Source organism: Clostridium massiliamazoniense, assembly GCF_001403635.1.
Taxonomy (GTDB): Bacteria; Bacillota; Clostridia; order Clostridiales; family Clostridiaceae; genus Sarcina; species Sarcina massiliamazoniense.
Map to the genome: position 1 here is coordinate 329,730 of NZ_LN879468.1, position 19,261 is coordinate 348,990.

Below are 19,261 nucleotides of genomic sequence, written 5' to 3' on the forward strand. Positions count from 1 at the left end.
AAGTGTTACAAAAATAATATTAGATTGTTTTGTAATCGTAGTTATTTCTTGGTTGTTAAGGTATATAATTTATTAGTAACTAAGACAAAGGAGAAAAACAATGGGAGAGAACAAAACAACAAAAGAGAAAAAAAGTGGGCAATATAAAATAATAGGCTCTATTATAGTAGCTATAATTATAATAGGTTCTATAGCTTATTATGATTTTTGTCATAGAAAGGAAAGTATTCCTAGTGAAGTTAATAAGGAAATTTATGAACTTAACACTATATCAACAAATATAAATAATGATATGGTAAGTTTTCCTAAGGTTTCATCTGATAATTTAAACACATATATGAATCAATTATTATTAATAAAAGAAAATTTAATTGATGATGAAAAGAAAACAGCTAATAATACATCATTATTAGCTGAAGAAAAGCTATATGAGAATTTTGCTACATATAGTTATTATTATTGTGAACTTGCAAATAATACAAAATCTATCTTTAGTGAAGCCAATGGTTTTAAATATAATAATGTTGTTAGTATTAATGATATGTTAGCTTTAGAAAAAAACGTTAAAAAACAATTAAATAGTGAAGCTTTAGGTACAATTACAAGTTTATATAACAATAATGAATTAAAGAGAGTATTAACTTATACTATAACACCACAACAGTTTAAAGATAAATTAAGTGGAATTCAAGAAGATTTAATAGCTAGTAAAAATTATGAAGAGGTAAGTAATTTGGTAGCTAATACAGAATCAAGAACTTATAAAAGTCAAAGACAAGTAAATAATAGTAAGGAAGGCTATGCTGGAATGAATTTAGAACTTCAATATGAACTAAATAATACTCCAGGAAAGATAAATCCGTTATTAGAAAAGATATATAAGCTTAAAATACTTCATGGAACCGTAGGTGGAAATCCTGCTATACTTGATTTTTCGAATTCTAACTATAATGGAGGAAATAACCTTTCTGGAGTTCAAATAATTAATGGGGTTAAAAGTAAAATATATTTAAGCGAAAGTGAAAATGCAATAACAATAAATTCAGAAAATGAAATACCACCTAGTATATCCATAGCTGTTCAATCTAATAATAATTCTCAAGAATATATGTATGGTCTGGCTTATATGAATAATACTCTTACTGGACAATATACAAATTTTGGAGAAGTAAAAAAGGAGAGCAATGGAGTAATGTCTTTAGGACAATCTGAAAATGCTACTTTTTATATGTAGAACATAATAATAAATGTATATTTAAAGGATTTTTAGAGATAATTAAGTTAAGAGAAAATTTATATTTTTAAAAGTGTAGGAGGTTTCGGTGGAAATAAATCAATTTTTGAACTATTTAGAAAGTTATGGCTTAACCATAATGTTTATAGTGGTGATGTTAGAATATTTAAATTTGCCAGGACTTCCTGCTGGGGTAATAATGCCAGCTACAGGAATAATAATAGCAAGAGGGGAGCATAATTTTCTTTTGGCTTTAGTAATTTCAGTAATTGCAGGAACTATAGGAAGTTTTATGTTATATTTAATTGGTTATTATGGAGGAAATCCAATTTTAGATAAGCTTTCATCAAAATATAAAAAAATGGGAAAAGCCATTGAAAAAATAAATAGAATAAATGATAAATATGGAAGTAAATATAATTTTATTGCAAGGTTAATACCAATGGCACGAACTCTTGTATCTCTAACATCAGGGATTTTAAGATATAATCCAATAAAGTTTTTATTATATTCCATTCCAGGGATAGCTATATGGAACTTTGTTTTTATATATGCTGGATATGCATTTAGTCATTCATTTATCTAATTATATAGTAAAGTTTATTCAGAGGAAGTTTTAAGCTACCTCTGATTTTTTTCTTTAAAGTAAAAAAGAAGTTCAAAGGAACTTCTTTATAATATGTGCTTCGAATATTATCATAATTTATAGTATATAAATAGTGCTTTGATTGGGAGAGGATAGGTATATTTACATACTATAAAATTGGTAAATCGAAAAAATATAATATGTCATGAAATTTTGAGGATGTAATCAACTATAGATTAAATATATTTTTTATGTAGAGCAGAATAAGTTTTAATTAATACTTTTTTGTATGTTTCCCTATGATTTAAAAGTGAATATTATAAAAAATATATCTATAGAAAATTGGTATATTTTTATTTTATCATAAATTTTAATAAAATGTTAATTAAAAATGAACTAAAATTTACAATGAATAAATATAAATTAAGAACCATTTAAAATAATTAAAGATTGCATAAAAAGTAGCTATATAAAAAAATAAATAGGTTTATTTTTTGTATAAATATAAGCGAAAAAATATAATATCAATAATTTTAAAATATAAATATCTAAAATAATCAGAGAGTTATAAAAAAAGTATATAAAATTTGAAAATAAACAGAAATTAATTTTATATAAGTATTAAGATGTAGAAAAAAATTATTAATATTCATATAATTTGTAAAAATATAATTATTATGATAATATATATAAACGTAAATTATTAAAAGTGGAGGGATGTAGATGTTTAATTTACCAAATTGTCCTAAATGTAATTCAGAATATACTTATGAAGATGGAAATCTTTATATTTGTCCAGAGTGTGGTAATGAATGGGGCTTAGAAACTGTAGTAGAAAGTAATGAAGATGAATTAGTTGTAAAAGATGCTAATGGAAATATATTGAAAGATGGAGATTCTGTAACTGTAATAAAAGATTTAAAAGTAAAAGGATTTTCTTCGGCTATAAAAATAGGAACTAAAGTTAAAAACATACGTTTAGTTGATGGCGATCATAACATAGATTGTAAAATAGATGGATTTGGAGCAATGTGCTTAAAATCTGAATTTGTTAAAAAATTATAATATACATATAGTTGAATTATGAGATGTAAAAATAGTCTTTGGTTAATTTTTATATCTCTTTTTTATTTTACAATTAATGACTATAATTCTTAATTTCCTATAAGCTTAAAATAAACCCATATTTATAGGCAATTTATTTTTGAATTTAAATGAAGATTGATTTACATTCTAAATTAAGTTTCAACTTATGTTTTTAAATTTATCAAAATTAGGAGAAATATACCCATACATTTGCAATATCAATTAGAAGATGATATATTATAATAAAAAAATGGTAAAAAGTGGGTGTTGAAATGGGAAGAGAACTAGTAAATAAGAATTTGGCACAAATGCTTAAGGGCGGAGTTATAATGGATGTAACTAATAAAGAGGAGGCAATTGTTGCAGAAAAAGCAGGAGCTTGTGCAGTTATGGCATTAGAAAGAGTTCCATCAGATATAAGAAAACAAGGTGGAGTTGCAAGAATGTCAGATGCTAAAATGATAAAAGAAATTCAAGAGGCTGTATCAATACCTGTTATGGCTAAAGTTAGAATAGGACATTTTGTTGAAGCACAAATTCTAGAAGCTTTAGATATTGATTTTATAGATGAAAGTGAAGTATTAACTCCAGCTGATGACAAGTTTCATATTAAAAAAAGTGAATTTAAGGTCCCTTTTGTTTGTGGAGCTACAAATGTAGGTGAAGCTTTAAGAAGGATAGGAGAAGGAGCATCTATGATAAGAACTAAAGGCGAAGCTGGAACAGGGGATATAGTACAAGCAGTAAGACATATGAGAACAATGAATAAAGAAATAAGAGAAATTCAAAGTGCTAGTGAAGAAGAGTTAATGACTATAGCAAAAAATTTAAATGCTCCTTATGATTTAGTTAGAAAAGTTCATAAAAGAGGGAAGTTACCAGTTGTTAATTTTGCTGCTGGAGGAATTGCAACACCAGCTGATGCTGCACTTATGATGCAATTAGGAAGTGAGGGAGTTTTTGTTGGCTCTGGAATATTTAAATCTACAAATCCAGAAAAAAGAGCAAGGGCAATAGTTTTAGCAACTACTTATTATGATGATTCAAAGAAGTTAGCTGAAATTTCAGCTGATTTAGGAGAACCTATGACTGGTATAAATTCAGCAGAGCTTCAAACTAGATATGAAGAAAGAGGCTGGTAAAATGAAAATTGGAGTCTTATCCCTACAAGGAGGATTTGCTGAGCATATGAGGCAAATTGAAAGTCTTGGACATGAAGCTATAGCTATAAGAAATCAATGTGATTTGGAGGACTTAAGTGGAATAATATTGCCTGGTGGAGAAAGCACAACCATAGCAAAACTTCTTAAGGTTACAGGATTGATGGAACCTCTTAAAAATAAAATTAAGAATGGATTACCTACCTTTGGAACCTGTGCAGGTATGATATTATTAGCTAAGGACATAGATGGTGAATTATCTCATTTAGCACTTATGAATATAAAGATCAAGAGAAATGCTTTTGGTAGACAAAGTGCTAGTTTTAGAACTTTTAGTACTATAAAATATATAGATAAAAGTATTGAACTAGTCTTTATAAGAGCACCCTATGTGGAAGAGGTTATGGGAGATGTGGAGATTTTGGGGAAGGTTGAAGATAAAATAGTTGCTGTAAGGGAAGGAAATATAATAGCAACAGCCTTCCATCCAGAGCTTACAGAAGATTTGAGTTTTATGAAATATTTCATAAAATTATGTACGAGCTTTAAGTAATAAGAGATTGTAAAAATTGAGACTCTATATAGATTTTTATAAACTGAGACTTAATTCAGATAAAACATTTCTATATAGAGTTTTCTATGATTGAGTAAATTTTAGTGAAAGTTTATTATGAAATATAACTAAAGGCTTTAGAAAGCTATTTCTCTTTTAAAAATTGCTTAGTTCTTCCCATCATATAGGCAATTTTTATCATTTCCATATCTTTTTTACTTAAGTTTCTTTTGTATTTTTTCTCAAATTGTTTGAAGAGTGCAGGAAAATTAATGATTTCTCTTTTCTTTTTTTCTCTTCTGATGGTTTCAAAATTATATGATTCAGCTACAATTTTATGGGTAAATATTCTTTTAAATACTTCATAGGTATAAATAGCATCAAAGTAAGCATCATGAAAATTTAAATCTGTATTAATCTTTAAGGCTTCAACAGCAGTCTTTAAGCCTATTTTATATCCCTTTTCGCAACTTAAATCTTTAGATGCATACCTTTGGATATCTATGTATTTTTTTGGCACTACATTAAAAGGAAGTTTATGAAAAGAAGCATTTTTTATAAGTTCTTTTATGTCTGATGTTCCCCAGACACAAAGAATAGGATTATCATCTCCTATAAACTTTATAAATTCTTTAAAAACCTCAGGAAAGGTCTTAGCTTTATTTAGGTCAGATATATTTATATTTGTTAAATTTTCAACATAAGGATGCAATTCGGTATGTAAAATTGGTTTTATTAAGGTATTGAATTTAGAAATTATATTAAAATTTTTATCTACTTTAACAGCACCAATTTGAATTATTTCAAACATTAGTTTTATTTCTTTATCTTTTCTTTCTTCTTTTGTTTCTTTGCTTTGATTAAATTCTAAATCAAAGATTATGTATTGCATCATAATCACCTCAATTAAATATTTCTATATTTATTTGATCAGTAGCTAATTTAATTTTATTTTAAAGAATTAATTAATTCTTAGGTTAATTTAATCTTATTTTATCATATAGTTTTATTAATAATTTATCAAATTTTTAATAAATCATTCAGAGCATAAGTTTCTATGGCTTTAATAACTCCATTATCTTTATTACTTTCAGCTGTGAAATTACCGTATTTTTTCATATCTTCATTAGCATTTGCCATTACAAAACTATAGTGAGCTTTTTCAAACATTTCTATGTCATTATAGAAATCTCCAAAGGCCATTGTTTCATCATATGATATATTTTGAGATTGTTGAATTTTTTCAAGAGCTAAGCCTTTATTTATATTCTTATTTGTAATATCAAGCCAAATATCACCAGAAACTACTACTTTAAAGTCTTTTCCAAAAAGTGGTGATAAATGCTTAAAGGAATTTTCTTTAGAACCACTTAAATCGCAGAATGTTATTTTAAAGATTTCATCATCAATATTATTAAAATCAGTTACTATTTTCTTTTTTAAATAATATTTATTAATTTCTTTAGTGAAGTTAGCACTACAAGGTCTATGGTAAGCGCCTTTTTTACCACAAAGTATAATCTCAGTATTTTCTAATCCTAAAGATTTTTTTACAATAGCTTGGACTGCGTGATTTTCAATAATACTTACTGAAATTTCTTTATTCCCATCTGCTATATAAGCACCATTATCACAAATGTAATAAATTTTATCGGAGTAAGGTTTAAAGTTTTCTTGTAGAGTATAATAAGGTCTTCCACTAGCAACTGCAAATTTAATTTTATTAGCTATAAGAATATCTAAAGTTTTAAAGAAATTTTTTGGTAATTTACCATTTTCATCTAATAGTGTTCCATCCATATCACTTGCAATTAATTTTATCATTCTAAAAATCCTCCATTAAAATTGAAATAAATTTCTCTTTTATTCCCAATAAAGTTAGTATAAACTAATAAGAAAAGAAAAACAATAATAGGCTTTATTTAGTAGTAAAAATTGAAAGCAAGAATTAAAGAAGCAGGTTACTAAAGTGTTAAGAGGTTCACAACTTAATAGCAAAAATAAGTATAATTGCATAATAATAAAGTATTAATAATTATAAAAGGTTTTATGATGGATTTAAAAAGATTGGTTAAGAATGAATGTAATATAGCAATGAATGCGTGCAAAAAGTATAAAAATATGTTTTGTAAAGATAAAATTAAAATATTGAAATTGTTAAATAATGGAGAAATAAAAAGTGAAACTGATTATTTTGTTTATGTAAATCGAGATAAGTTTATGACATATGTATATAAAAAAAATAATAATAACTGGAACATAGTACAGTCATATCTTTGCTCTATTGGAAAACCTTCAACACCAACACCTACAGGAAGCTATAAAGTGAAGTTAAAGGGAGAATATTTTGGAGTTAAAAATGGATATAAGTGTCTTTATTATACACAAATAGAAAGAAATTATTTATTTCACTCAATTATATATAATTTAAATGGAACAGTAAGGGATGGAAGATTAGGAATGGCAATTTCAGATGGATGTATAAGATTAGCCACTCCTAATGCTAAATGGATTTGGATGAACGTTCCAAAGGATACCTGTATATTAATTGAATAGAATATTAATTGGAAGATAAGAAAAGAAAAAAACATTGACTTTATAAATAAAGAATGATATAATATAAATAAATATAAAATAAAATTTAGTTTAGATATCTTTTCTCCAATTAAATTTGAGGAACTGCTTACCTAATTAAATTTTTAAATTGGAGGAATGTAAAATGGATAAAAATTTAACTTGTAGAGATTGTGGAAGCGAATTCGTATTTACTGAAGGAGAACAACAATTCTACAAAGAAAAAGGATTCGATAACGAACCAACAAGATGCCCAGCTTGTAGAAAAGCTAGAAAACAACAACAAAATAGAAGATAATAGAATTTAAATTTAGTTTAAATATATTACAAAAGAATGCTATGCTCATTGAGTATGGCATTTTTTTTACAAAAAACTATTGCAATTTTAAATCTTTAATAATATACTAAAGTAAATAGCGTAACAATGTTTCGTTATTCTAGAGTTTAAACTCTATATAAATTAAGTCGAATTTTTTATAAATAATTAATGTAGTGTTTAGGAAAGTATTTAGATATAGAAATACACTATGTTTTAAAGGTTAATTGATTAAAATAAAATAATCTTTAAGAAGAATCTTAGTAAAGGTTTATGAATATTATAAGAGGTAAGTACAAAAGAAAAAAATATATATTAAAATTTTTTATAATTCAATGAAACAATGTTACAAGGAGTGATTAATTTGAAAAGTAATATGAATATTAATGGTGTTGGAACTATAACTGATGGAGAATATAATGCTGTATCCATCAACGGAATGGGAAAATTAAAGGGAAATTTAAAAGCAAATACAATAGATATATCAGGAAGTTCTTCAGGGGATGGAATGTTAGAGTGTGAAGAATTAAAAGTCAATGGACATATGAAATATGAGGGACGAGTTATTACTAAGGAATCTTTAATAGTAAATGGGACTATGAGAGTTACAAAGGATTTATTTGCTAGTGATATTAAGGTTTCTGGTAATTTAAAAGTAGAAGGCTCATGTGCCTATGATAGAGCTACCATAACAGGTGCTTTTAATGTTGAAGGAAATTGTGAGGGAAATAATTTTACTTGTAATGGAGCATTAAATATAGATGGGCTTTTAAGTGCTGATAATGTGGATATTTATCTTTATAAAACAGCTAATGTTAAAGAGATAGGTGGAGAAAATATAAGAGTTAGAACAGATGAGAAAATTGTTAAACTTCCTCTAGTGGGAAAATTCTTTAGTAATCAATTAGTTTGTGAAACTATAGAAGGAGATAGTATATACTTAGAGAACACTGTTGCTAAAAAGGTTTCAGGTAATAATATAATTATTGGAAGAGGATGTACAATTGATGAAGTAAATTATAAGGAAACTATAGAAGTTGATTTAGGAAGTAATGTAGCTAAAAAAACTTATACAGGAAAATTAAATTTATTAAAGTAAAGGAAAGAGTAAAATGAATAATATAAGAATAATGGGTGAAGGAACTGTAGGAGCTGGTAATTATAATAAAATAAGTATTATGGGTGAAGGGGATATATTAGGAAAAGTAAATGCCAATGGAATATCTATTTTAGGAAATGGAAGGTCAGAAAAAGGAATAGAAACTAATGCTTTGAAGGTATCTGGAACTTTTCGTACTAAAAGTTTTGTAAAGATAAAGGATTTCTTAAAGATCTCTGGAAATGCAACTTTTAATGATAATGTTACTTCAGAAAATATTAAAATTAGTGGAGAAGCAGAATTTAAAAATGGACTAAATAGTAGGAAAATGAGAATACTAGGTAAATGTGATATTTCTGGTGATTGTGAAAGTGAAAGAATTATAGGTAGAGGAGAAGCAAATGTAGAGGGATTAATGACAGCAGACTATATAGACCTAAAGCTTTTTAATCGCTCTTATATAAAAGAAATTGGTGGAGAAAATATAAAGGTTACAAAGGGAAAAAGTTTCTTTATGTTTAGAGGAAGTAAGGGAAGGTTATGTAGTGATATTATAGAAGGTGATAATATAGAATTAACCAATACTACCTGTAAAATAGTTAGAGGAAATAATATTGTAATAAATTCAGGATGTAAAATAGGAAGAGTTGAATATAGAGATAATTTACAAATAAATAGTAATAGTGAAGTGGAGGAGAAACTATGGAGGAAAAATTAATTTCAAAAAAAGATCTGTTAGAACTTACTGGTATATCTTATGGACAATTATACAGATGGAAGAGAAAAAAAATCATTCCAGAAGAATGGTTTATAAAAAAGAGTGTTAGTACTGGACAAGAAACCTTCTTTCCTATGGAAAAAATACTTGTACGAATAAGAGAAATTTTATCTTTAAAAGATGAGAGCTCTTTAGATGAACTTGCTAATATATTTTCTAATAATGTAAAAAGTGCAGAAATACTAAGAAAGTATATAATAGAGCGAAACATTGTTCCATTGATGGTCTTAGAAAAATTTGAGGAGACAAGGGGAATTAAAGAAAAGTACAGTAGTGAAGAACTTGTTTTAATTTTAATTTTTGATTATTTAATTAATTCATCAATGGTAAGTTTTGAAGAAGCTTCTGATTTAATAAATGCCATAGAGGTTGGCTATGAAGACATAAAAGAGGGAGAGAAGTTAATATTAAAAAGAAAGTTAGGAATACTATTTTATTATTTAAGTAGTAGGTCAGAAGAGATTATAGAGGACAAATTATCTAAAAAGATATTAGAAATAGATTTTGATAAAATCAAAAAACAGGTTAATAGTATATTGTAATAAAATTGTAAATTTAAAAGTTAAAATACTTTGCTTAGAGGAAAAGCCTAAGGCATATATATAGAAGGTAATAGTTGTCATAAAAGGGGGCTTTTCCTTGAAGGGTAAAAGAATTCTTATTATTTTAAGTTGTGTTTTAGTTATTAGAACTTTAGGATGTGTAGAGTATGCTATGAGTAAAAGTAATTTAAAGAAGGGAGAGGAAATAAAAAAGGAATATTCTAAAATTAGTTATAAGAATTTAAGTAATACAATAAAAGAATTAAATGAAAATTTAAAACTAAATGTAGGTAAGTTGCAAGGAGAAAGTTTTTCGGCAATTGAAAATGTATATGAATATAATTTTGAACATGCTATTATTGGATTGGATTACTTAACTGGGGAAGTTAGGTTTTTTAAAACAAAGGATAGTTTTTTGGAAAAGCAATATAATAGTAATTTAAATAAAGAAGATATTAAAGAAAGAATAAATAGGTATTATAATATATTAATAAATAAAAGTAATTATAAAGTGAGTGAAAGTATAAGAGAAGAGGAAGATTTCATAATTTTCTCATTAAATCTTAAGCTGAAAGAAAGTATAATTTCTTCATATAATTCATTGAAAGTTACTATTGATAAAAAATTAAAAAGTATTATTGGAATAGATTTTATAAATAATGACATAAGCAATAATATGAATGAGATAAATATATCTAAAGAGGAAGCAGAAAAAATCGTAAGAAAATTTGTTCTAGTTAATGGAGATGAATATTGTGAGAATATATATTTAGGAGTAGTTCCAGCTAATAAAGAGTATGAGAACTATAAAAGTAGAATAGCTTGGGTTGCTGAAATAGAAGATAAGAAAAATAATAAAAGTTTCGTTCATATTGATGGTACTGATGGTATAGTAATCGGTAGAGATTTGGATAAATTTTAAATTAAGGGCTTATATCAAATTAAGGTTTGGTATAGCCCTTAATTTATATTATTTTTATTTATCTAGAGAGGTGTGCCTGTAATACTCTAGCTAGAGATGAACAGACCTAGGTTCCTAAGTAATATATTTGTAGTATAATATGAAAAGATACATATTATTTAGAAAAGAGGTGGAGGAAGTGAATTTAAAGACTTTAAGAGATAATATTATTTATAGTAGCTCTACATTTTCAAGAAATAAGGGAGAAGAATTATTTAATAAAGGTTTAGTTAATTCGGTAAAAGGAAAAAGAATAGGAGAAGGGTATCATATATACGGAAGTATAACTAACACTGTGGGTGCGGCTATATTAAATTCTCATTTAAATATAGATGTGAAAACTAGTAAGTTAATTAGTTGTAGTTGCAGTTGTTTAGATTATGAGGAAAATTCAAAATATAATAGTAGATATTTATGTGAACATATGGTTGGTACTGTACTTAAGTTTTATAGCTTAGCTTTAAAAAAGAGTGGGGGTTCAGATAAGAAAGAAAAGCTTATAAAGAAAAAGGAAGCTTTTTTCAATAATTTTAAAGATGAATCTAAGATTAAGCTTTCTCTTATACCTAAACTTAAATATATAAATATTAATGATGATGGCTATTATCATTGTCAGTTAAAGGTTACGGATGGAATTAATACAGCATTAATAAACTCTATTTATGATTTCATTAGAGAGAAGGAAGAGGGTAGAGGCTATAGTTTTAATTCGAAATTCATCTATAGTGAAAATAATCATTACTTTTCAAATAATGATGAAAGGGTCTTTGATTTTTTTAAGGAGTATATTGATATAAACAAGTTAATAACTAATGATATTAATGCTTTAATAAAAGGAAAAGATATAAGAATTTTAAAAAGTTCAATTAGAAGATTTTTAGAACTTTTTAGAGGGAAAAAAGTTGAATTAAGTTATGAGCATATAAATGGAGTCATAGAGATTTTAGAAGAAAAGGTACCTTTAGATTTATATGGAGAATTTAATAATGGAGAAATTATAATAAGTCATAGAAAAGCTAAGGCTATTAATCTTAATTTATCAAAAGATACAATTTTATATGATGGAAAGATATATTTATTAACCAAGGAACAGAGTAAGATATATGTAGAACTTTTCAATATATTAGGTTCAAATAATAAATTAATTTTAAAGAAAGATAACTTCATAGATGCTTTTAAAGTTATATCTAGATTGTCTAATAAAATTACTTTTAGTAATTCTATGAGGAATTTTATATTAGAAGAAAGTAAAACTAAGTTTAATTTTAACAGGAAGGGAAGAGAAATATTTTGTACCTATGATATAAGTGCATTGGGTGAAAATATTGATTTTAAAGAATTTAAAAATGATGTGTTTAAAGGATCTTTAAAAGCTAAAAAAATAGATATGTTTTTAGAGAAGCTTAAATTTGTAAAAAAAGATGATGTATTTTCTTTTATTGGAGAGGATGAAGATGTTTATGCATTACTAAAGGATGGGCTTACTTCTCTGAAGGAATTTGGAGAGATAAGTTATTCTAATGAATTTAATGAGATAAAGTTATTTGGGAAAAATCATATATATTCATCTATATATGAAGATAGAGGGCATTTAAGCCTTGAATATTCCATAGGAAATATATCAGAGAACGATATAGGAAATGCTATAGAGGCTCTTAAAAGAGGAGAAAGTTTTTATAGAACATCTAAGAATTCCTATTTAGATTTACAAGATGAAGAGGTTATTGGATTTTTAAACTTAGTAGATTTATTGCATGATGGAGATAATATATCAAAGGTTGTTGAGATTCCAGAAAATAAGTCATTATATATAGAAGGGAAAATAAGTAAAAATAATTTAGATTTTATTGATGGTAGAGAGAAATTATTACTTTTAAATAAAAACATCGTAAATGAGAAAAAAGAACAACCAAAAAAACTTAATGGGAAACTAAGAAATTATCAGTTAGTGGGATATAATTGGTTAGTTGAATTAAGTAATTTAGGTCTTGGTGGAATATTAGCAGATGATATGGGGCTTGGTAAAACAATCCAAAGTATAAGCTTTCTACTTGAAAAAGAATATAAAAAAGCTTTAATTGTAACACCAACTACTCTTATTTATAACTGGGAGGAAGAAATAAAGACCTTTGCACCATCCTTAAAAGTTGGAATTATTCATGGAAGTAAAGATAAAAGGCATAAAATCTTTGAAAATCTTTCAGATTATAATGTGATTCTTACTACCTATGGAACTATAAAGAATGATATAGAGCTTTATAAGGAAATATATTTTGATGCAATGATTATTGATGAAGGACAAAATATAAAGAATCATAAATCTCAAAGTGCTAAGTATATAAAGAGCATAAATGCTGATTTTAAGGTTGCTTTAACAGGGACACCTATTGAAAATAATTTAATGGAATTATGGTCTATATTTGATTTTATAATGCCAGGGTATTTATCTACAGAAGAGAAATTTAAAGATAGATTTATAAATAATAAAGACAATATGGAGGATTTAAAGTTGCTCATAAGTCCTTTTATATTGAGAAGAATGAAAAAGGATGTACTTAAGGAATTACCTGAAAAAATAGATAAGAAATTTATAGTTGAAATGACTCCAAGTCAAAGTAGGGTTTATAAATCCTATGTTAAAGAAGTAAAAGAAAAAATAAAGTTAGCTAAGAATAATAATATAACTTTATTTTCTTATATTACAAGACTTAGACAGCTATGCTTGGACCCTTCTCTAGTTATTGATGATTATGAAGGGGGAAGTGGAAAAATTAAAGCTCTTATGGATATATTGAAAACTAATAAGGAGCTAGGAATAAAGACTTTAGTATTTTCTCAATTTACATCCTTATTAACAGAACTTTCTAAAAAGTTAGAAGAAGAAGAGATGAATGTTTTTTATCTTGATGGTGGCACACCAGCTAAAGAAAGAATAAAACTTGTTAATGACTTTAATGCAACGGAATTATCAACTGTATTCTTAATATCTTTAAAAGCTGGTGGAACAGGACTTAATTTAACATCAGCCAGTGAGGTAATACATTTAGATCCATGGTGGAATCCGGCAATTGAAGATCAAGCAACAGATAGAGCTTATAGAATTGGACAGAAGAATAGAGTGGAAGTAATTAAATTAATAAGTAGAGGTTCAATTGAGGAAAAAATTATATTACTTCAAGAAGAAAAGAGAGCTTTAATAAGTAATATAATCAATGATGACTATGTGGCAGAAAATAATTTAAATAAAATATCAAGTAGTGAATTGTTAGAATTACTCGATTAAATCCTAGAGATTAAGGATATTTAATGTAAGTGTAGAAGAGCCATAAGATAAGATTTAATTTAGATGAAGTTTTAAATTTTTATCTGAATTTTAGTGAAATTTAGATAAGGACGTGGTTTGTTTATTTTTAACTTGTAGAAGAATGGAGCATTACAGATATTAGTTACCAAATAAAGTAAATTAATTTATTTACATTAAAATGATTTTATGATTTAATATAACTATATTGTAAATAATTTCAAATAGTGTTTAGGAGGGGTTTTATGGCTCGTTTTACATTACCAAGGGACATTTATCATGGAAAGGGATCAATTGATGTTTTAAAAACTTTAGAAGGTAAAAAAGCAATGATAGTAATGGGCGGAGGCTCAATGAAAAGATTTGGCTTTTTGCAAAAAATAGAGGACAATTTAAAGGAAGCTGGAATGGAAGTTACTGTTTTTGATGGAGTTGAATCTGATCCATCAGTGGAAACTGTAATGAAAGGTGCTAAGGCAATGGAAGAATTTAATCCAGACTGGATTATTGGTCTTGGTGGAGGCTCTCCTATTGATGCAGCAAAGGCTATGTGGATTTTTTATGAGCATCCAGAATTTACATTTGAAAAGGCTATAATACCATTTGGCTTACCTAAGTTAAGAAATAAGGCTAAGTTTGTTGCTATTGCATCAACTAGTGGAACAGCTACAGAAGTTACAGCCTTCTCAGTTATAACAGACTATAAGGCTAAAATTAAATATCCATTAGCTGATTTTGAAATAACTCCAGATATAGCCATAGTTGATCCAGACTTAGCTGAAACAATGCCACCAAAATTAGTAGCTCATACAGGTATGGATGCAATGACTCATGCTATAGAAGCTTATGTGTCAACATCAGCAGATAATTTCTCAGATCCTCTTGCTCTAAAGGCAATAGAAATGGTGAGAGATTATGTAAAGAAATCCTATGATGGAGATATGGAAGCAAGAAAAGAAATGCATGATGCACAATGTTTAGCTGGAATGGCCTTTAGTAATGTTTCTTTAGGTATAGTTCATTCAATGGCACATAAAATAGGAGGAGTATTCCATGTACCTCATGGATGCGCTAATGCTATTTTACTTCCATCTGTAATTGAATTTAATGCTAAAAAAGCAGGAGCTAGATTTGCTAAAATAGCTGTGATGCTAGGTCTTAAGGGAAATGATGAAAAAGAACTTGTAGAAGCATTAGTTAAGTTAATAAGAGATTTAAATGATGAATTAAATATACCTAAAACCTTTAAAGAATATGGTGTAGAAGAAGAAGCGTTCTTAGCAAATATTAAATATATGTCAGACAATGCTGTAGAAGATGCTTGTACGTTAACAAATCCAAGGGATGTTAATTCTATTGATATAGAAAAAATATATAAAGCTGCTTTTTATGGAGAGAAAGTAGATTTTTAAAATATATATGCAAGAAAGGTGCTGAATCAAATCAGCACCTTGATTTATTTTATACTTGCCGAGATACCTATATAGCTAGCTAAAAGGCAAATAGGACGTATCAAATTATAGATACATCCTATTTTTTCTATTCTAATATAGTTATTTTTTAATGATGTTCTTCCACTTGTCTTATAAAAGGTTTCTTATGGAATATAACCCAAAGTATTAATGCTAATATAGAAACTATTAAGTACATAACTCCTATATCTACAATTTTGTTTCCAAAGTTAAGGGTTATAAGAACCATACCGATACTTCCCATGATTGTGTTAGCAAAGCTTATTAAAGATGATGCTGAACCTATATTGTCATCTTGTTGGGCTAACATAAGGTTTGTTCCTGGTGGTCTAGTCATGTTACCAAACATCATGGCAGGTATAATACATAGGGCAAATAGATAAGGTGATTCCTTACCTATAAAGATAAGTAATATACCACTTATAACTAGTATTGCAAAATCAGCTTTTATTATAGAATTACTATGGAATTTTTTAGCTAATCTCATGTAAACCATAGGTCCTAAAACTAAGAATATAGCAGTACATGCATAGAAATAACTATATACTTGATCGCTTAAGTGGAAACCATTCATATAAATATAAGATGACATAGTTATATAAGCCATCATAGGTAATGATTGCATTGAAAATATAAATAATAGTAGTGAAAATCCAGGATTCTTACTAACTATAGCTAATTTTGAAAATATTTGCACTATATTTCCTGTACTATGTATTTTTATAGTTTCTTGAAGTAATAGTCCTCCAATTATAGCAATAACACTTACAGCAGTTAATATCCAAAATATACCGTGCCAAGAGGTGTATTTTAAAATAAATGCACCTATAATAGGAGCTATAACAGGTGTTGTCATAGCTATAGATTGTACAGTGGCAAGCATGGACACAAGTTTTTTTCCACTATAAACATCTTTCATCATAGCTGTTGAAACTGACACTGCAGCACCACTTCCTATGGCTTGTAAAATACGATAAATTATAAGTAGTGGAACAGTAGTAGCAGTAGCACATAATATACTTCCTATAGCATAAAGTATCATTCCAATTAATAGAATAGGTTTTCTTCCATACTTATCACTAAGAGGACCCCAAAATAACATTCCTACGGCATAAAAAATAAAAAAGAATGTAATTGTAAGATTTAGTATAGCCACAGTAGTATGAAAAGTATTTACCATAGAAGGTAATGCAGGCAAATACAAATCAGTAGACATAGGTACAAAAGCACTTAAAAAACCTATAAAAATTATGAATCCAGTGTTACCTAAAAACTTTTGGCTAATGCTTTGATTTTCTTTTTCTTTAGTTGTCATTATTTTTCTCCTTTTTGTATTTGTAAAGAAAGACTTAATTCAAAGAGATAATAAAGTGAATTTGGTCTAACTTTTCTAAGAGCATAACGCAGTAATACTCCAACTAAAAAGATAGAGCATTGTTATGGTTTGCTATTAGATAAAGTAATCATAATATTACTTTAGTAGTTGTGTCAAATGTAGATAGTTTATGAATTTAATAAATTATTCCATGTAAGCCATGAAATACTAGGTTTTTTTTCGTGGTTTTTACACATTATATTATTGTAGTTGAGAGCTCGAAATTACAATAAATTATTTAAGGATGGTGCATTAAAATGATGAACAATACTAACTATAAAGCACAAGATTGCATAAACGATGTAAAAACACAATTAAACAAAGCTGAAACAGAATTAAACGAAGCAAAAATGAAAGCAGAAAAAACTGAAAACAAAACAGCAATAGAAGATGCTATAAGCTCTTTAAAAAGTGCTTGTGATAGCTTAGATAAATTCCAAGACTAATTAGAGTTAGGAAGTAAATTTAAATATAAGTTAAAATTTTATATAAAAAGTTAAATTGCTTAAGTAGACTATATAGTGAACTTTAACAATTTGACTTTTTATTTTTTTGTTGTAACTTTGGTTACCTCTTTAATTTATAAAATGTTATAAGATATAAGCAAGAACTGAAAAACAAATAAGAAATAAAATAAGAAATTTATAGATATAGAATAAATTTAAAGAGAAAGAAGGAGTTTACAACATGGAAAATAAAGAAAAGAAAATGGATGCAAAAAAAATAGAAGCTTTAAAAGGATTATTAAAAAAATTAAATGAAGGCGAAATAAGCGAAGATTTAAGAAAAGAAAGCTTAGAAATAGTAAAAAATATAAATCCTTTAGAATTATCTGTAGCAGAGCAAAGTTTAATTGATGAAGGAATGAATCCAACAGATTTAAGACATTTATGTGATATTCATATGGAAGTTCTTAAGGACGAGCTAGAAAAGTTAAAATCAAACATTGATAAGGGACATGTTTTATATACACTAGTAGCAGAACACGACGAAATAGTAAAACTTTTAGATAGATTAGAAGAAATAAATAAGGAAATAAGTAAATTAAATAAGTATGATGAAAATAATAAAATCTTTAATGAATTAGTTGAAGTGGCTAATTTAATAATTGAAGCAGAATTACATCATAAAAGAGAAGAAGATGTTCTATTTAAAGAATTAGAAGATAGAGAAATAACAGGTCCTACAAGAATAATGAAAATGGAACATGATACTCTAAGAGCAAAGAAAATAGCTATAAGAGAATTAGGAAATACAGTTAAGTATATAGGATTTGATGATTTCAAAGAAAGATTAGATCAATTAGCAAAAGAATTAATTTATGAATTAAAAGATCATATATTCAAAGAAAACTATATTTTATATCCAACAGCTTTAGAAGCTATAGAATCAACTGAAAAATGGAATGAAATGAGAGTAAAATGTGATGAAATAGGCTATTGTCCATTTACACCACAAGAAAGTTTATAATAATAAAAATGAGGATGTATCAAATTATAGATACATCCTCATTTTTATTTAGCTATATAGATTAATTTTACATTTTAAAATAATTTTAAAGATGCTTCTAAACCGATATCTAATTTATTACCATTAACGGTAAAGCTATTTATTGATATATTTTTTACAGATTTAAAGTTTAAAGCTATATTTTGTTCATTAGGATAAACTGTTATAAATTCATTTGATTTTAGTCTATTGAATATAACACTTGCAGGGATTTTTATAAATCCTATATTTCCAGATTCATAGTGAATAATTGCCTGACCATTTTCACTTAAACAATTAAAGTTTAATTGAGCTTCTAAAGGTATTCCTCCATATGTAAATTTAACATAAAGAGTAACTTTATTGTTATTTATATTGAATTTTAAGCCATTAACAAACTTTTGAACCTCTTGATTATTTTGAATTGCTAATATAGCAAAATCAGTTAGTTGATCTTCAGTAAGTTCAATATTAGAATTAACTTTTATTTCATTGAGAGAAAGGTCTACTTTATTTGGAAGTAACTTAAGGGCTAATTCTAAGGGATTTACCTCTATAGTAGTGTTAATAGAAGTTACAGGAACCTTAGGAGCAAAATATGCTTCATAAGTGAATAATGAACCAAATATAATGATTAAAATGACTACTATTGTAGATATAATAACTTTAAAAGCCTTGCTTTTCTTTTTCATCTAAATCAAATCCTTTCAAAAGAATTATAGTATAATATTAATAA

Annotated in this window: 19 protein-coding genes; 15 read left to right on the forward strand and 4 right to left on the reverse strand. The window is 26.7% G+C overall.

Annotated features, from left to right (window positions below; all coding sequences use genetic code 11):
• Window positions 1-100: 100 nt before the first annotated feature.
• From ARA19_RS08490 to pdxT, 5 genes are all read left to right on the forward strand, one after another.
• Complete coding sequence (locus tag ARA19_RS08490; RefSeq protein WP_055070543.1) at window positions 101-1,234, forward strand: hypothetical protein; 1,134 nt, start codon at window positions 101-103, stop codon at window positions 1,232-1,234.
• An 88-nt stretch (window positions 1,235-1,322) separates the two neighbouring features.
• Window positions 1,323-1,820, forward strand: a complete 498-nt coding sequence (locus ARA19_RS08495; protein ID WP_055070544.1) for a DedA family protein — start codon at window positions 1,323-1,325, stop codon at window positions 1,818-1,820.
• A gap of 723 nt (window positions 1,821-2,543) precedes the next feature.
• Window positions 2,544-2,885: a zinc ribbon domain-containing protein YjdM gene (locus ARA19_RS08500; protein ID WP_055070545.1), complete on the forward strand. Its 342-nt coding sequence runs from the start codon at window positions 2,544-2,546 to the stop codon at window positions 2,883-2,885.
• A gap of 293 nt (window positions 2,886-3,178) precedes the next feature.
• A complete protein-coding gene (gene pdxS / locus ARA19_RS08505; protein WP_055070546.1) occupies window positions 3,179-4,048 on the forward strand; it encodes a pyridoxal 5'-phosphate synthase lyase subunit PdxS in 870 nt (289 codons plus the stop codon).
• A 1-nt stretch (window position 4,049) separates the two neighbouring features.
• Entirely contained in the window at window positions 4,050-4,619 is a 570-nt protein-coding gene (pdxT, locus tag ARA19_RS08510; RefSeq protein ID WP_055070547.1) for a pyridoxal 5'-phosphate synthase glutaminase subunit PdxT, read from the forward strand.
• A gap of 145 nt (window positions 4,620-4,764) precedes the next feature.
• On the opposite strand, the gene ARA19_RS08515 is transcribed toward pdxT, so the two are convergent.
• Window positions 4,765-5,514, reverse strand: a complete 750-nt coding sequence (locus ARA19_RS08515; protein ID WP_242862414.1) for a 3'-5' exonuclease — start codon at window positions 5,512-5,514, stop codon at window positions 4,765-4,767.
• Window positions 5,515-5,639: 125 nt separating this feature from the next.
• The gene (locus tag ARA19_RS08520) at window positions 5,640-6,443 is read right to left on the reverse strand and encodes an HAD family hydrolase (RefSeq protein ID WP_055070549.1); all 804 of its coding nucleotides are present in this window, start codon (window positions 6,441-6,443) and stop codon (window positions 5,640-5,642) included.
• Window positions 6,444-6,671: 228 nt separating this feature from the next.
• Here ARA19_RS08520 and ARA19_RS08525 point away from each other — a divergent pair, with 228 nt between their 5' ends.
• From ARA19_RS08525 to ARA19_RS08560, 8 genes are all read left to right on the forward strand, one after another.
• The gene (locus ARA19_RS08525) at window positions 6,672-7,175 is read left to right on the forward strand and encodes a L,D-transpeptidase (protein ID WP_242862415.1); all 504 of its coding nucleotides are present in this window, start codon (window positions 6,672-6,674) and stop codon (window positions 7,173-7,175) included.
• Between the two features lie 163 nt (window positions 7,176-7,338).
• Window positions 7,339-7,491 (forward strand): zinc-ribbon domain-containing protein, encoded by a 153-nt coding sequence (locus ARA19_RS08530; protein WP_055070551.1) that lies wholly within the window; start codon window positions 7,339-7,341, stop codon window positions 7,489-7,491.
• 382 nt (window positions 7,492-7,873) lie between these two features.
• Window positions 7,874-8,608, forward strand: a complete 735-nt coding sequence (locus ARA19_RS08535) for a polymer-forming cytoskeletal protein (RefSeq protein ID WP_055070552.1) — start codon at window positions 7,874-7,876, stop codon at window positions 8,606-8,608.
• 13 nt (window positions 8,609-8,621) lie between these two features.
• Entirely contained in the window at window positions 8,622-9,326 is a 705-nt protein-coding gene (locus tag ARA19_RS08540; RefSeq protein ID WP_055070553.1) for a hypothetical protein, read from the forward strand.
• A complete protein-coding gene (locus tag ARA19_RS08545; RefSeq protein WP_055070554.1) occupies window positions 9,311-9,928 on the forward strand; it encodes a DUF4004 family protein in 618 nt (205 codons plus the stop codon). The genes ARA19_RS08540 and ARA19_RS08545 overlap by 16 nt, the downstream gene beginning before the upstream one ends.
• 97 nt (window positions 9,929-10,025) lie before the next feature.
• On the forward strand, window positions 10,026-10,850 hold the full coding sequence (locus ARA19_RS08550) for a hypothetical protein (protein ID WP_055070555.1): 825 nt from the start codon (window positions 10,026-10,028) through the stop codon (window positions 10,848-10,850).
• Between the two features lie 178 nt (window positions 10,851-11,028).
• Window positions 11,029-14,172, forward strand: a complete 3,144-nt coding sequence (locus ARA19_RS08555) for a DEAD/DEAH box helicase (RefSeq protein WP_055070556.1) — start codon at window positions 11,029-11,031, stop codon at window positions 14,170-14,172.
• 263 nt (window positions 14,173-14,435) lie between these two features.
• Window positions 14,436-15,602 (forward strand): iron-containing alcohol dehydrogenase, encoded by a 1,167-nt coding sequence (locus ARA19_RS08560; RefSeq protein WP_055070557.1) that lies wholly within the window; start codon window positions 14,436-14,438, stop codon window positions 15,600-15,602.
• 148 nt (window positions 15,603-15,750) lie between these two features.
• Here ARA19_RS08560 and ARA19_RS08565 read toward each other — a convergent pair whose 3' ends face one another.
• Window positions 15,751-16,977, reverse strand: a complete 1,227-nt coding sequence (locus ARA19_RS08565; RefSeq protein ID WP_055070558.1) for a multidrug effflux MFS transporter — start codon at window positions 16,975-16,977, stop codon at window positions 15,751-15,753.
• Between the two features lie 317 nt (window positions 16,978-17,294).
• On the opposite strand from ARA19_RS08565, the gene ARA19_RS08570 reads away from it, so the two are divergent.
• A complete protein-coding gene (locus ARA19_RS08570) occupies window positions 17,295-17,483 on the forward strand; it encodes a hypothetical protein (protein WP_055070559.1) in 189 nt (62 codons plus the stop codon).
• A gap of 262 nt (window positions 17,484-17,745) precedes the next feature.
• Window positions 17,746-18,507, forward strand: a complete 762-nt coding sequence (locus tag ARA19_RS08575; protein ID WP_055072089.1) for a DUF438 domain-containing protein — start codon at window positions 17,746-17,748, stop codon at window positions 18,505-18,507.
• Window positions 18,508-18,581: 74 nt separating this feature from the next.
• On the opposite strand, the gene ARA19_RS08580 is transcribed toward ARA19_RS08575, so the two are convergent.
• On the reverse strand, window positions 18,582-19,217 hold the full coding sequence (locus ARA19_RS08580; protein WP_055070560.1) for a zinc ribbon domain-containing protein: 636 nt from the start codon (window positions 19,215-19,217) through the stop codon (window positions 18,582-18,584).
• Window positions 19,218-19,261: the final 44 nt, after the last annotated feature.

Coding starts and splice junctions, on each gene's coding strand:
- ARA19_RS08490 (WP_055070543.1), top strand. CDS start 101: ATGGGAGAGAACAAAACAACAAAAGAGAAAAAAAGTGGGCAATATAAA.
- ARA19_RS08500 (WP_055070545.1), top strand. CDS start 2,544: ATGTTTAATTTACCAAATTGTCCTAAATGTAATTCAGAATATACTTAT.
- pdxS (WP_055070546.1), top strand. CDS start 3,179: ATGGGAAGAGAACTAGTAAATAAGAATTTGGCACAAATGCTTAAGGGC.
- pdxT (WP_055070547.1), top strand. CDS start 4,050: ATGAAAATTGGAGTCTTATCCCTACAAGGAGGATTTGCTGAGCATATG.
- ARA19_RS08515 (WP_242862414.1), bottom strand. CDS start 5,514: ATGATGCAATACATAATCTTTGATTTAGAATTTAATCAAAGCAAAGAA.
- ARA19_RS08520 (WP_055070549.1), bottom strand. CDS start 6,443: ATGATAAAATTAATTGCAAGTGATATGGATGGAACACTATTAGATGAA.
- ARA19_RS08525 (WP_242862415.1), top strand. CDS start 6,672: ATGGATTTAAAAAGATTGGTTAAGAATGAATGTAATATAGCAATGAAT.
- ARA19_RS08530 (WP_055070551.1), top strand. CDS start 7,339: ATGGATAAAAATTTAACTTGTAGAGATTGTGGAAGCGAATTCGTATTT.
- ARA19_RS08540 (WP_055070553.1), top strand. CDS start 8,622: ATGAATAATATAAGAATAATGGGTGAAGGAACTGTAGGAGCTGGTAAT.
- ARA19_RS08545 (WP_055070554.1), top strand. CDS start 9,311: ATGGAGGAAAAATTAATTTCAAAAAAAGATCTGTTAGAACTTACTGGT.
- ARA19_RS08560 (WP_055070557.1), top strand. CDS start 14,436: ATGGCTCGTTTTACATTACCAAGGGACATTTATCATGGAAAGGGATCA.
- ARA19_RS08565 (WP_055070558.1), bottom strand. CDS start 16,977: ATGACAACTAAAGAAAAAGAAAATCAAAGCATTAGCCAAAAGTTTTTA.
- ARA19_RS08570 (WP_055070559.1), top strand. CDS start 17,295: ATGATGAACAATACTAACTATAAAGCACAAGATTGCATAAACGATGTA.
- ARA19_RS08575 (WP_055072089.1), top strand. CDS start 17,746: ATGGATGCAAAAAAAATAGAAGCTTTAAAAGGATTATTAAAAAAATTA.
- ARA19_RS08580 (WP_055070560.1), bottom strand. CDS start 19,217: ATGAAAAAGAAAAGCAAGGCTTTTAAAGTTATTATATCTACAATAGTA.